Origin of the sequence: Vibrio sp. Y2-5 (genome assembly GCF_014596725.1) — a bacterium.
Classification (GTDB): domain Bacteria; phylum Pseudomonadota; class Gammaproteobacteria; order Enterobacterales; family Vibrionaceae; genus Vibrio.
Genome location: NZ_JACVEG010000003.1, coordinates 560,369 through 572,936, shown reverse-complemented (window position 1 = coordinate 572,936; position 12,568 = coordinate 560,369). Strand labels below are relative to the sequence as shown.

Annotated in this window: 13 protein-coding genes and 1 tRNA gene; 8 read left to right on the top strand and 6 right to left on the bottom strand. The window is 43.9% G+C overall.

Annotated features, from left to right (window positions below; all coding sequences use genetic code 11):
- Positions 1-4: 4 nt before the first annotated feature.
- From HUO09_RS12030 to rnd, 4 genes are all read left to right on the top strand, one after another.
- Positions 5-568, top strand: a complete 564-nt coding sequence (locus HUO09_RS12030) for a Slp family lipoprotein (RefSeq protein ID WP_188234112.1) — start codon at positions 5-7, stop codon at positions 566-568.
- The gene (locus HUO09_RS12025; RefSeq protein WP_188234111.1) at positions 565-1,425 is read left to right on the top strand and encodes an alpha/beta fold hydrolase; all 861 of its coding nucleotides are present in this window, start codon (positions 565-567) and stop codon (positions 1,423-1,425) included. The genes HUO09_RS12030 and HUO09_RS12025 overlap by 4 nt, the downstream gene beginning before the upstream one ends.
- Before the next feature lie 142 nt (positions 1,426-1,567).
- Entirely contained in the window at positions 1,568-3,256 is a 1,689-nt protein-coding gene (fadD, locus tag HUO09_RS12020; RefSeq protein WP_188234110.1) for a long-chain-fatty-acid--CoA ligase FadD, read from the top strand.
- A gap of 103 nt (positions 3,257-3,359) precedes the next feature.
- The gene (gene rnd, locus HUO09_RS12015) at positions 3,360-4,478 is read left to right on the top strand and encodes a ribonuclease D (RefSeq protein WP_167410889.1); all 1,119 of its coding nucleotides are present in this window, start codon (positions 3,360-3,362) and stop codon (positions 4,476-4,478) included.
- Between the two features lie 71 nt (positions 4,479-4,549).
- Here the strand turns inward: rnd and minE are convergent, their stop codons facing one another.
- From minE to minC, 3 genes are read right to left on the bottom strand one after another with little or no spacing between them, the layout of a single operon-like run.
- Positions 4,550-4,813: a cell division topological specificity factor MinE gene (gene minE / locus HUO09_RS12010; RefSeq protein ID WP_042486075.1), complete on the bottom strand. Its 264-nt coding sequence runs from the start codon at positions 4,811-4,813 to the stop codon at positions 4,550-4,552.
- Positions 4,814-4,822: 9 nt separating this feature from the next.
- Positions 4,823-5,635: a septum site-determining protein MinD gene (gene minD / locus HUO09_RS12005; RefSeq protein WP_188234109.1), complete on the bottom strand. Its 813-nt coding sequence runs from the start codon at positions 5,633-5,635 to the stop codon at positions 4,823-4,825.
- Positions 5,636-5,656: 21 nt separating this feature from the next.
- A complete protein-coding gene (gene minC, locus HUO09_RS12000) occupies positions 5,657-6,319 on the bottom strand; it encodes a septum site-determining protein MinC (RefSeq protein WP_188234108.1) in 663 nt (220 codons plus the stop codon).
- A 191-nt stretch (positions 6,320-6,510) separates the two neighbouring features.
- On the opposite strand from minC, the gene HUO09_RS11995 reads away from it, so the two are divergent.
- Positions 6,511-6,792, top strand: coding sequence for a YcgL domain-containing protein (locus tag HUO09_RS11995; protein WP_167410886.1), 282 nt, complete (start codon positions 6,511-6,513; stop codon positions 6,790-6,792).
- 20 nt (positions 6,793-6,812) lie between these two features.
- A complete protein-coding gene (locus tag HUO09_RS11990; protein WP_188234107.1) occupies positions 6,813-7,784 on the top strand; it encodes a lytic transglycosylase domain-containing protein in 972 nt (323 codons plus the stop codon).
- Between the two features lie 67 nt (positions 7,785-7,851).
- Here the strand turns inward: HUO09_RS11990 and folD are convergent, their stop codons facing one another.
- Positions 7,852-8,712, bottom strand: coding sequence for a bifunctional methylenetetrahydrofolate dehydrogenase/methenyltetrahydrofolate cyclohydrolase FolD (gene folD, locus HUO09_RS11985; protein WP_167410884.1), 861 nt, complete (start codon positions 8,710-8,712; stop codon positions 7,852-7,854).
- A 200-nt stretch (positions 8,713-8,912) separates the two neighbouring features.
- Here folD and HUO09_RS11980 point away from each other — a divergent pair.
- Together HUO09_RS11980 and HUO09_RS11975 are read left to right on the top strand one after the other, a co-directional pair.
- Positions 8,913-8,989 (top strand) — tRNA-Arg (locus tag HUO09_RS11980).
- A 728-nt stretch (positions 8,990-9,717) separates the two neighbouring features.
- Positions 9,718-10,968: a dicarboxylate/amino acid:cation symporter gene (locus tag HUO09_RS11975; protein ID WP_188234106.1), complete on the top strand. Its 1,251-nt coding sequence runs from the start codon at positions 9,718-9,720 to the stop codon at positions 10,966-10,968.
- 49 nt (positions 10,969-11,017) lie between these two features.
- On the opposite strand, the gene HUO09_RS11970 is transcribed toward HUO09_RS11975, so the two are convergent.
- The gene (locus HUO09_RS11970) at positions 11,018-11,938 is read right to left on the bottom strand and encodes a DMT family transporter (RefSeq protein ID WP_167413541.1); all 921 of its coding nucleotides are present in this window, start codon (positions 11,936-11,938) and stop codon (positions 11,018-11,020) included.
- Positions 11,920-12,540, bottom strand: a complete 621-nt coding sequence (locus HUO09_RS11965; protein ID WP_167413540.1) for a LysE family translocator — start codon at positions 12,538-12,540, stop codon at positions 11,920-11,922. Before HUO09_RS11965 ends, HUO09_RS11970 begins: the two co-directional genes overlap by 19 nt.
- Positions 12,541-12,568: the final 28 nt, after the last annotated feature.

The window sequence follows — 12,568 nt, the reverse complement described above, 5'->3', positions numbered from 1 at the left end:
CATCATGACACGATTCACTTTACGCCATTTATTTGCCTTGTCGGCTGTCTTTGTTATTTCCGCCTGTACCTCATTACCAACCGAACTGAACGCTTCCTCAGAAGAAACGGTTATTTCTGATTACAAAACATGGGTGGAATCTGGCACTGCGCAAGGTAGTGAAGTTCGATTAGGCGGCGTTATCGCCAATATTACCAACCTCAAAGATAGAACCCGCATCGAAGTGGTGAATGTGCCGATTGATAGTGTTGGCAGACCAAGCGTTAAAGTTGAACCGCAGGGGCGTTTCGTCGGTTATGTGAATGAGTTCTTAGATCCGGTCACTTTCTCAGAAGGTCGATTGGTGACGTTATTAGGCAACACGGCTGAGCCAGAAACAGGCAAGGTGGGTGATTTCGAACATAAGTATCCGGTAATGACAGTGAAGGGTTATCACCTCTGGCGTGTCGAAGAACGCATCATCATGCAAGACAGCGGACCTTATTTATCTCACCACTGTTTAAGTTATTTCTGCCGTGATAGAGATGACATGTATCGTGAAGGCAGAGTAATACAAGAAGTGAAATGATGTTCAAACAGACTCAATACTTAATCCATAGCGGCAAGATAGCGGCAGTGGAATATGGAGATGCAAAAACGGCCGAAGTTTCGGTCGTTTTTATTCATGGCTGGCTAGATAACGCAGCGAGCTTTTTCTCAGTAATGCAAAGACTGACGGCTCTTGAGCCATTGTTACACCTTTGCGCAATCGATTTGCCTGGGCATGGGTTGTCTGAGCATAAAAATGGCAGCAATTTTTACCCTTTTCACGACTATATTGATGATTTTGGTCAGTTATCGCTTAATTTCTCAGCAAACAAGCTGGTGATCGTAGGTCATTCTCTTGGTGCTTTGATTGCAAGTTGCTATAGTGCCGCCTTTCCAGAGCGGGTCGATGGATTAATTCAGATAGAAGGCTATGAGCCTTTGGCTGAGTCTGCTTCCGAAAGCGTTGAGAGAATTCGTCAGGGTGTCATGAGCCGCCAACGCTTACGCAAGAAGCCGCAACATGGCTATGACGACATATCACAAGCAATAGAGCGCCGGTCGATGGCCAACCACATTGTTCCTGAGTTGATAACACCGATTGTCGAACGTGGTATGAAAGCGGTGGATGGAAAATGGCACTGGCGTCATGACGTTAAGTTAAAAAGTGAATCTTTATATCGGATGTCACCGCAACATGCGGCCGAAATTATCAATGCGATTCAATGTCCTCATCGACTGATTATCGGTGAACAGGGTTTTCAGAGTTTAAAGCAACATCGCAGCATTTCGGAGCAAAGTCGCCTAGAGACGTTCACTGTTTCTGGTGGTCATCATTGCCATTTAGAACAACCTGAGCAGGTTGCAGAACTAATTTTTGGCGTAGTTAACAAAATTTAAACAAGTGTTTGAGCCTTTTCGTGCTCAAGCATCGAGGCTGTGCTGTAATAAGCGCCATAAAAATAATGGCGCGACATAAAGTCAATCCACCAAAAGAAGGTCGTTGACGACAAATTGCCAGCCAATAACGAGGAGTATTACTGTGGATAAACCTTGGCTTTCACGTTACCCAAGTGAAGTACCAGAGACCATAAATCCCGATCAATATCCATCATTGGTGGAAATGTTCGAACAATCTGTTAATCGATTTGCTGATCAGCCTGCTTTCATTAACATGGGCACGGTAATGACTTATCGCAAATTGGAAGAGCGTAGCCGAGCATTTGCTGCGTATCTGCAAAACGATTTGAAATTAAAGAAAGGCGATCGCGTAGCGTTAATGATGCCAAACCTTTTGCAATATCCGGTCGCGTTGTTCGGTATTTTGCGTGCGGGTCTTATTGCGGTTAATGTGAACCCACTTTATACGCCACGTGAGTTAGAGCATCAGCTAAATGATGCGGATGCGCGAGCGATCGTTATTGTTTCTAACTTTGCCAGCACGTTAGAAAAAATCGTTGATAACACACAAGTTAAACACGTTGTTTTGACCAGCCTTGGTCAGATGCTACCACGTGCAAAAGGCACGGTAGTTGATTTCGTCGTGAAGTACGTAAAAGGAATGGTGCCGAAGTATCATCTTCCTGGTGCTATTTCTATGCGTAAAGCATTGCATAAAGGTCGCCGTCAGCAGTATGTGAAGCCTTTCATGGCGGGTGACGATATTGCTTTCCTTCAATATACCGGTGGTACTACGGGTGTTGCGAAAGGTGCAGTGCTGACACACAGAAATATGATTGCTAACGTGTTGCAGGCAAAAGGTGCCTACGGTGCGGTATTGCGTGAAGGCCGTGAATTAGTGGTTACGGCGTTGCCGCTTTACCACGTATTCGCACTCACCGTGAACTGTCTTCTGTTTATTGAGATGGGTGGCAACAACCTGCTGATCACCAACCCGAGAGACATTCCGGGTTTTGTTAAAGAGTTACAGAGAACATCTGCGACCGCTATTACAGGGGTAAACACCTTGTTTAACGCGCTGGTCAATAATGAAGACTTCCATGAGCTGGATTTCAGCAACCTGAAATTATCGGTTGGTGGCGGTATGGCTGTACAGCGTGCGGTAGCTGAGAAATGGAAAAAGATCACCGGTATCCATTTGCTCGAAGGTTACGGTTTGACCGAATGTGCCCCGTTGGTGACTGGCAACCCTCATAACCTTACTGAATATACTGGTGCGATTGGTTTACCTGTACCGTCAACGGAAGTTCGTATCGTTGATGATGAAGGTAACGTATTGCCGAATGACCAAGTGGGTGAGCTGCAAGTACGTGGCCCACAGGTCATGCAAGGTTACTGGCAGCGCCCTGAAGCGACCAAAGAAGTGTTGGATGAAGATGGTTGGTTATCAACGGGTGACATCGTAAGGTTTGACGAAAATTACTTACTGCATATTGTTGATCGCAAGAAAGACATGATTCTGGTGTCAGGCTTTAACGTCTATCCAAATGAAATTGAAGATGTGGTCGCCCTGCATGGAAAAGTTCTAGAAGTGGCTGCGATTGGTCAAGCTCATGAGATTTCTGGTGAAGTAGTGAAAATTTTCGTGGTTAAACGCGACCCAAGCTTAACCAAAGAAGATGTCATCGAGCACTGTCGTGAATACTTAACAGGATATAAAGTACCTAAGTTAGTTGAGTTCAGAGATGAACTACCAAAAACGAACGTTGGTAAGATTCTGCGTCGCGTATTGCGTGAAGAGAACGACGCAGCTTCAGCTAAAAGTGCGTAACCTTATATTTAATGATGTTACAATGCCGACCTAAACCGTCGGCATTTTTGTTCCCGTTGAAATCATGCTGATGCCGAAAAGGGAAACTCATAGTGAGCCATTTGTGAATTATCAGATTATTACCCAGCTTAACGAATTAGAGCGTGTGTGCTTGTTAGCACGAGACGCCGATGTCGTTATGCTCGATACCGAATTTGTTCGTACCCGTACTTTTTTTCCGCAGTTAGGGCTTATCCAGCTGTTTGATGGTGAAAATCTTTCTTTGATTGATCCTCTCGCTATGGATGATATGTCGCCATTTACCGAGTTACTAAAAGACACCTCGGTTCTGAAAGTGCTTCATGCTTGTGGTGAAGATTTGGAAGTGTTCCAGAATGCTTTTGGTTGTGTGCCATTTCCAATGGTTGATACCCAAGTAATGGCTGCTTTTCTCGGTTATGGCCTTTCCACAGGCTTTGCTTCTTTGGTGAAGGATCTGCTGGGTGTTGAGTTAGATAAAAGTGAATCTCGTACGGATTGGCTAGCTCGTCCTTTATCACAAAAGCAGCTTGATTACGCTGCTGCGGATGTTTTCTATTTACAGCCAATGTATGAGCAACTGTTAGAGAAAGTGACTCAAGTCGGCTGGTGGGATGCTGCACAGCAGGAATCGGAACTACTGGTAGAGAAACGCATTAAGTCAGTTAATCCTGATAACGTGTATTTAGATATCAAAGGCGCATGGCAGCTTAGCCCTAAAGAACTGGCTATCTTAAAACCGCTGGCAACGTGGCGTTATAAGGAAGCAGTAAAACGCGATTTAGCCCTGAACTTTGTCGTTCGTGAAAATGAGTTGCTGACTATCGCTCGCTTGGCACTGCGTAGCCCTAAACGTATGATCGAAGAGGGTGTAGATCCGCACGCGGTGCGTCGCCACAGTACCAAGCTGATTCAAATCGTGAAAGATGCAATGCAAACACCGGAAGATTACTATCCAGAGAAAATCGTTCCTTTGATGGATTACCCGGGTTACAAGCAACTGTTTAAGAAGCTAAAAGATGAAGTGAAGTCGGTCTCTCAATCGACAGGACTTGCGACGGAATTTTTGGCATCGAAAAAACAGCTTAATCAACTATTAAGTTGGGTCTGGAATAACGATCGTGATCCTGAACATCTTCCTGATGTGATGAGTGGATGGCGTCTGCCTATTCTTGGCGAACGCTTAGACAAGCTGGTGGATTAAGTCTGTAGAGTTTCTGCGAATAAAAAAAAGCCGACAGTGAAATGTCGGCTGTTTTTTATGATCATCGCAATTTATTTTTCATCGTCTGGAAGCTTAACATTCAGCTCCAGCACTGAAATATCATCATCTTTATGTTCGAAAGAGAGCTCGACCATTGACGGGTCTATTGCCACGTATTTTGCTATCACTTGAAGAATGTCTTCTTTCAGCTGAGGCAAATAGGTTGGCGCAGGATCATTCTGGCTACGACGTTCTGCCACAATGATCTGTAAACGTTCCTTCGCTAAACTTGCGGATGTTTTTTTCTGTGGTTTGAAAAATTCAAGTAAAGACATAGTCGCTGTTTAGCCCCCAAAAAGTCGTTTAAAGATGCCTTTCTTCGGCTCGGTTAGGAAACGGAATTCGATTTCTTCGCCAAGCAGACGTGATACGGTGTCATCGTATGCCTGACCTGCATCAGATTGCTCGTCAAAAATGACTGGAACACCTTTGTTTGATGCGTTCAATACTGCTTGGCTCTCAGGAATAACACCCAATAGAGGCACGTGCAGAATTTCTTCAACGTCTTGTACGCTAAGCATTTCACCTTGATTAACACGTGTTGGGTTGTAACGAGTCAAAAGCAGGTGCTGCTTGATAGGCTCCATACCTTGTTCTGCGCGCAGTGACTTAGAATCAAGAATGCCAAGAATTCGGTCCGAGTCGCGCACAGAAGAGACTTCTGGGTTAGTTGTCACTATCGCTTCATCTGCGTAGTAAAGTGCCATTAAAGCACCTTGCTCAATACCTGCTGGAGAATCGCAGATGATGAAGTCAAAGCCCATTTCTTTTAACTCATCGAATACGCGTTGCACACCATCTTTGGTCAATGCATCTTTATCGCGAGTTTGAGAAGCAGGAAGAATGAATAAGTTCTCGTTACGTTTGTCTTTGATCATCGCTTGGTTCAGCGTTGCTTCACCGTTGATCACGTTGACGAAGTCATAAACAACGCGACGTTCACAGCCCATAATCAAATCAAGATTACGTAGGCCGATATCAAAATCGATAACCGCTGTCTTTTTACCTTTTAAAGCCAAGCCTGACGCAATCGCTGCGCTAGATGTGGTTTTGCCCACACCGCCTTTACCCGACGTTACGACAATTATGCGTGCCATTTTTATTACTTCCTTTAAAACTTAAATTGCGAGAGATTCGAACAGCAGTGAGTCATCATTCATACTCAGCATGACTTTCTGCTGCCAAAACTTACTTTCAATCTGATCGCTAAGCCAATAATTTCCAGCAATGGAGACTAGCTCAGCTTGTAAATCGTGACAAATAATACGTGCTTCTTTTTGACCGCTCGCACCTGCGATAGCGCGTCCACGCAGTGTACCGTGAATATGAATTGAACCATCGGCAATGACTTCAGCACCCGCGCTGACATGGTTGAGTATCACTAAGTCGCCATCTTTGGCATAAACTTGCTGACCGGAGCGAATAGGGGTGCGTACCACTTTGGTTGGTGCCATCTTTGCTGGCGCGTTCGTTGGGCTGTTGCTGGCTGTCATCACGGCAAAACCCGCTTCAGAAGCAAGCGTTTGACTGCGTTTATCTTTACAGCCGGAAATACCAACAGGAATTAAGTTTGCTTCGCTAATGCCGCTTTTCAACTGTACAAAATCAATGTCTCCATCGACTTTAGCAATATTGATAACGACGGGAGCATTTGCAAAAAATGCAGGCGCTTGCGCGATTTTTTGTTTGAGAAAATCTATAGTGTTGCTGATGTGATTGTCAGAAAGGTGTAAAACTGACAAAGTAAAACTACTACCTTTTAGGTCAGGTGTATTAGACATTGAAACGTTGACCTCATAAACTCTTGGCTAGGCGTTGCCTGAGACTAGGGGTGTCATGTTATATTCAGCGCCCATACTCAGCAAGTTATCTTGCGGTTAATTAAGTGATTTGGTCGCATTTTTGTCGAATCTTGACCATTTCTAGACAAAACTCGTCATTAGTACGTGTTATTTACAATAAAAGGCTCATCATGCTTTGTTCTATCTACAAAAGTTCTAAGAAAGAAGGCACCTATCTCTATATTCCAAAAAGAGATGATTTCTCACAGATCCCAGAAGCGCTGATGCAAACATTTGGTAAACCAATATTTGTTATGTTGGTTAACCTAGAATCACGCCAATTAGCTCAGGTAAATGTGGAAAAAGTCAAAGCGTCGTTGGATGAACAAGGTTTCTTCTTGCAATTGCCGCCACCACCAGTGAATCTATTAGAACAACATAAAGAAAGAAAAGCTCAGAACAATCCTGAGTGAGAATACTCAAGGAGGCTAGGTTGAGAAAATTTTTATCAGTGGTTTTGGGGTTAAGCCTCTCTGCGCCAGTATTGTCGAACGAATTGAGTTTCGAACAGTATGTAGAAGGACTGAAACAACAAGCCCGCGAAGAAGGTATTTCAGAGCAGATTCTTCAAACTGCTTTTACCAAGGTAGAATACAAGCCTCGTGCAGTGGTGGCTGATCGTAATCAGCCAGAGAAAAAGAAAACACTGGACGAATATATTCCAAGTGCAGTACCGGATTGGAAAGTAAAGCAAGCTCGCGCTCTGTATGAAAAGCATTACCAAGAGCTGAGCCGTATTGGTGAACAATATGGTGTTCAGCCTCGTTTTATTGTTGCTTTGTGGGGTGTGGAAAGTAATTTTGGTGCCAATATGGGGCGCTTTAGCGTCATTGATGCTCTATCAACCATGGCTTACGAAGGCCGACGCGAAGAGTTTTTCCGTAAAGAAACTATGGCAGCGTTGCAAATTCTTCAGCAAGGGCACATTACGCCTGATGATATGAAAGGCTCTTGGGCTGGTGCGATGGGGCAATGTCAGTTTATGCCAAGTTCATTCTTAGCTTTTGCGGCCGATGGCAATAGTGATGGCAAGAAAGATATTTGGGGCAGTAAGTCGGATGTGTTTGCTTCAACAGCGAATTATCTAAGCCGATCTGGCTGGGATGATAAATACACTTGGGGTCGCCAAGTCAAAGTGCCTCATGGCTTAGATAAAAACCTTGAAGGTCGCCAGCCTGAGAAAGGCAAGTACTTACGTGAATGGAACGAGCTGGGTATTACTCGTTATGATGGTAAGCCACTACCAGCACTAAGCGATGATATTAAAGCATGGCTGATTATGCCTGATGACGAAGATGGTCGTACGTATCTGGTTTACAACAACTACAACGTGCTGATGAAATGGAACCGCTCGTATTACTTTGCATTAGCGGTTAGTCATTTGGCAGATAGAATCGTGTATTAGTGTTAATTGAAATGCATTGAAAATAGAAAAGGGCTCACAGAGCCCTTTTTAGTGTCTACTTGGTCACTTATTTCTTGGTGTGGAATTGTTCACACGCAATCATAGTGTTCTCTATCAAACTCGCGACTGTCATTGGACCTACACCGCCTGGTACTGGTGTAATGAAGCTCGCAGTACTTTTTGCCACATCGTACTCAACGTCGCCTACCAGTTTACCATTCTCTAATCGGTTGATACCGACATCGACCACCACTGCGCCTTCCTTGATCCAAGCGCCCGGAATGAAGTTTGGTTTACCCACAGCGACGACCAGAATATCCGCTTGGCGAACATGACCCTCAAGATCCTTGGTGAATCGGTGGCACGTTGTGGTTGTACAACCAGCAAGCAACAGTTCCAGTGTCATAGGGCGACCAACAATGTTTGATGCGCCAACAATGACGGCATGCTTACCGCGCATAGGAATGTTGTAACGGTCTAAAAGGGTAATGATACCTTTTGGTGTACATGAGCGTAGTTTTGGAATGCGTTGAGCTAAGCGACCTACGTTGTATGGGTGGAAGCCATCCACGTCTTTTTCTGGGTGAATGCGTTCTAGTACGTGTGTTGAATCGATGCCAGCGGGTAGAGGAAGCTGAACAAGAATGCCATCGATCTCAGGGTCTTGGTTAAGTTGGTCAACCAAATCCAATAGTTCTTTTTCTGAAGCTGTTGCTGGCAAATCGAAAGATTTAGAAATAAAGCCCACTTCTTCACAAGCGCGTCGCTTACTGCCAACATAAACTTGTGATGCAGGGTCTTCGCCTACAAGCACTACTGCTAGTCCCGGAGCACGTAATCCAGCTTCTGTTCTAGCTTTTACTCGTGCAGCAACTTCTGAACGCACGGTTTTAGAAATAAGTGTTCCATCAATATTTTGAGCAGTCATGACTTTCCTTCACATTTAGAGCGAAAATTTTTGCGCGCATTGTCGCAGAAATTTTGATGAACATCTATAAGCAAACGTTTGCTTTGGTTTATTTTTCGGCGTTAGTTGGTTGAGTGGTAAATTTTTAGGCATTTAAATCAGAAACTAAGATAAAGCCGTTGATTTACCATCTTTAACTCGTATAATCCTTTCCCTGTAGCGCGCCCTTAGCTCAGCTGGATAGAGCACCTGCCTTCTAAGCAGGTGGTCACAGGTTCGAATCCTGTAGGGCGTGCCATTATTTAAGACCTCGGTACGTTAACTCTGCCGAGGTTTTTTCATTTTTGTATATCTCATCTCTCTTTCTTTCCGGTGTCAATCGTATATTGGCAAAGACGTAAGTTTTCACATCTCATCTGTTCTCCGTTTTGTAATCTATTACCGTGCATTTGTTGTTTCTTTAAACGTCAACACTTGGGTTTTCACAGCGTTAAATTTGGCGTTGAATTCAGAGCTCGATGCATTTCAAATGCGATTACGACATAGCAATTGGGTTGGTTTGTATCGATTATTTTTGCTCGTTAATAATGAAATGTATCGAATATTCAGTGTGGTAATAGAGTGGAAAGAACGGAACTCTATTTAATTGTATTGTGATGCCCCAAGGCCGAATGTTATCGGTATGTATATTTATAGAGTAATGACTCCAAATAATATAGGAGGTCAGATCTGTTTATCTCTAAGCAGCCTTAATGAATCGATGATTGCTGAGATAGGCTTGAATTATTAGCAAGTTTATCGCTGACTAGGTATAACCTTATGAAATAAATAAATTAATATTTTATTTAAATAAAATTCTTAATAAGAATTAATAGAATTCTTAAATAAAATTTACTCATGACGTATATAAATGCTCGGTATACCGCTTAGTTATCGCTATTTACCTCACTTGTCTTTTGTTGTGTAATTCGTCCTTCAATTTTTTTTGATTTTCACTAGCACTTTTTGTAAGAAACAAGGAATGAGATGAATACGCAAGTACAATCGCAACCCAAAGGGTTTTGGTCTGGTCTAGCACTGTGGAAAAAAATTCTGATAGGTATGGTTGCAGGAATCGTGGTTGGTACCATTATGGGGCCAAGCGCAGCGATACTGAAACCTATCGGGACGCTCTTTATTAACGCCATTAAAATGCTAATTGTCCCTCTGGTCTTTTGTTCACTAATTGTTGGCATCACGTCAATGAAGGACACTCGCAAGATGGGACGTATTGGCGTAAAAGCTATCGTCCTCTATATGGGGACAACGGCAGTGGCTATTGCCATCGGTATGGGGCTTTCCACAGTATTGGAGCCGGGTGCTGGTCTAAATATGGTTGCGCAGAACCTTGAAGACAGTGGCAAAGCTGCTCCAGAACTTGTTCAGACATTATTAGCGATGATTCCGCAAAACCCTGTGAACGCAATGGCGGCAGGCAATATTTTACAAATTATTGTATTCGCCGTTGGTCTGGGTGTTTCGCTAGTTTTAGTTGGGGACAAAGGCGAGCCCGCAGTTAAAATTTTTGAAAGCCTAGCTGAAGCTATGTATAAGCTGACAGAAATTGTTATGACACTTGCTCCTTACGGTATTTTTGGTCTGATGGCTTGGGTTGCTGGTACTTACGGTTTAGATGTACTTCTACCTTTGATCAAAGTGATTGCTGCGGTCTACATTGGCGCGCTAATTCACATCCTTGTGTTCTATTCTGGCCTACTGAGTATTTTGGGTCGTTTAAATCCTATCAACTACTTACGTAGCATTACTAACCCAGCAGCTGTTGCGTTTACCACGTCTAGTAGTTCAGGCACTTTACCTGCGACGATTAAAGCATCTCGCGAAGAATTAGGTGTCTCTGAAGGGGTTTCAAGCTTCGTGCTTCCTCTCGGTGCAACGATCAATATGGATGGTACCGCGTTGTATCAGGGTGTGTGTGCGCTATTCATTGCACAAGCTTTTGGTATTGATCTCGAAACTTCAGACTACCTAACAATCATTCTCACTGCGACTCTGGCTTCTATTGGTACGGCGGGTGTTCCGGGTGCTGGTCTTATTATGTTGTCTTTGGTGTTGAGTACCGTTGGTCTGCCAATTGAAGGTTTAGCGATTGTTGCGGGTATTGACCGTATTCTCGATATGGCGCGTACAACAATCAACATCTGTGGTGACATGATGGTTGCTGTACTGGTGGCGAAGAGTGAAGGTGAACTTAACGAAGAAACATATCACGCTTCTTAAGTTCAAATTTGTATAAAAAGAGCCAGCGGAGTGATTCGCTGGCTTTTTTTTAGCTAAGGATAATGCCAAGGAAAATTAACATGATTCCCCAAAGGTGATACAGCTGTACATATTCACCAAGAAATAGAGCTGAGAGCATGGCGCCAAACACAGGAATCAAGTGAACGGAAAGGCTGGCTTTCGCCGGGCCTAGCAGCTTCACGCTTTGCATGTAAAGCAAGAAGGCACCTATAGAAGGGAAAATGCCGATATAAAGCAAGCTCAAAATAGAGTGGGCATTCCAAACCGGATATTGACCTGAATACACTTCCCACAAATAAAACGGTAGCAGAGCCAGTATCGCTAATATCATTTGTACTGACATCAAACCCAGTCGATTGATGGTTGGGGGCAATTGTTTAAGGCCAATGGTGTATATCGCCCAACAAACCATGGCGAAGAAAATAATAAAGTCACCATGATTGATGTTAAGTGCGAGAAGGTTGTTCCAGTCACCTGCACTGACAATCGTCAGTATGCCACTTAGTGAAAGAGTAATACCCAAACACAACCGCCAAGTTATGGCTAGGCCAAAAAACAGAGCGCCAAAGATGCTGATAAGAATAGGAATAAAGGCGTTTAGTAAGGTGCCGTTGGTTGCAGGTGTCGATTGCAAACCAAGATAGATAAAAGAGTTAAACGCGGCAAAGCCTGTAATCGAGGTGACCAGCGTTAAACGCCACTGCTCAATATAGAGTTTCCATTCTTTGAGAATGTATTTATAAGAAAAAGGCAGTAATAAAATGCTTGCCAGAACCCAGCGGCTGAACGAAAGCGTCACCGGTGGGATCTCATCGCGAACCGCACGACCAACAATAAAATTGCCTGCCCAGAAAAGCGGTGGCAGTAAGAAGACAAACACGATCACTGCGCGCGATTCGGAAAGCTTTCTGACTCCCGTATTTAAACGACCTAACTCAAAAATAGCCATATACCGACACCCATCATTAACGTTCCTGAAATGCGGTTCATAAGCTTCACGTTCTGTGTTTTGCCTAGTGCGCGTTTAAGACCTTTGCCGCCAGTTGCGTAAAGCGTCATACACACAAACTCGGACACGAGAATAATGGAGACTAGAAAGATAAGTTGTGGCGTCAGGCTGATGGATTGGTCGATAAATGGAGGCAACAGAGAAATCATGAAAGCCCACCCCTTAGGGTTAGCAATAGCGGTAATAAAACCTTGCGCTGTCAGTTCCCAGTTGCTGCCTGTGTATGTTTGTTCGCTATCAACATTTAATGCGAGCTTGCCTCTCGATAGCCACATTTGCACGCCGAGGTAAAAAAGGTAGCAAGCGCCAATAGACTTAAAGACGGTGAATAACCAAGGGTAGGTCAGCATGACGGCGGCAATCCCCACAACCGCTGAAACCGCGACCACAGCTACACCTACTAATTCTCCTACCATCATCCAAAGGGTACGTTTATAGCCGATGGTCATGCCCAAAGTAAGTGCTAATGTCATACACATACCTGGGGTGATAGAAACGAAGAAAAAGGTAGGAATAAACATTCCTAACAGCGCGGTATTCATAGAGATATCCATATCTTGAAAGTAAGAG

Coding starts and splice junctions, on each gene's coding strand:
- HUO09_RS12025 (WP_188234111.1), top strand. CDS start 565: ATGATGTTCAAACAGACTCAATACTTAATCCATAGCGGCAAGATAGCG.
- minE (WP_042486075.1), bottom strand. CDS start 4,813: ATGTCTTTACTTGAATTTTTCAAACCACAGAAAAAAACATCCGCAAGT.
- folD (WP_167410884.1), bottom strand. CDS start 8,712: ATGACTGCTCAAAATATTGATGGAACACTTATTTCTAAAACCGTGCGT.
- minD (WP_188234109.1), bottom strand. CDS start 5,635: ATGGCACGCATAATTGTCGTAACGTCGGGTAAAGGCGGTGTGGGCAAA.
- HUO09_RS11975 (WP_188234106.1), top strand. CDS start 9,718: ATGAATACGCAAGTACAATCGCAACCCAAAGGGTTTTGGTCTGGTCTA.
- minC (WP_188234108.1), bottom strand. CDS start 6,319: ATGTCTAATACACCTGACCTAAAAGGTAGTAGTTTTACTTTGTCAGTT.
- HUO09_RS11995 (WP_167410886.1), top strand. CDS start 6,511: ATGCTTTGTTCTATCTACAAAAGTTCTAAGAAAGAAGGCACCTATCTC.
- HUO09_RS11970 (WP_167413541.1), bottom strand. CDS start 11,938: ATGGCTATTTTTGAGTTAGGTCGTTTAAATACGGGAGTCAGAAAGCTT.
- HUO09_RS12030 (WP_188234112.1), top strand. CDS start 5: ATGACACGATTCACTTTACGCCATTTATTTGCCTTGTCGGCTGTCTTT.
- HUO09_RS11965 (WP_167413540.1), bottom strand. CDS start 12,540: ATGAATACCGCGCTGTTAGGAATGTTTATTCCTACCTTTTTCTTCGTT.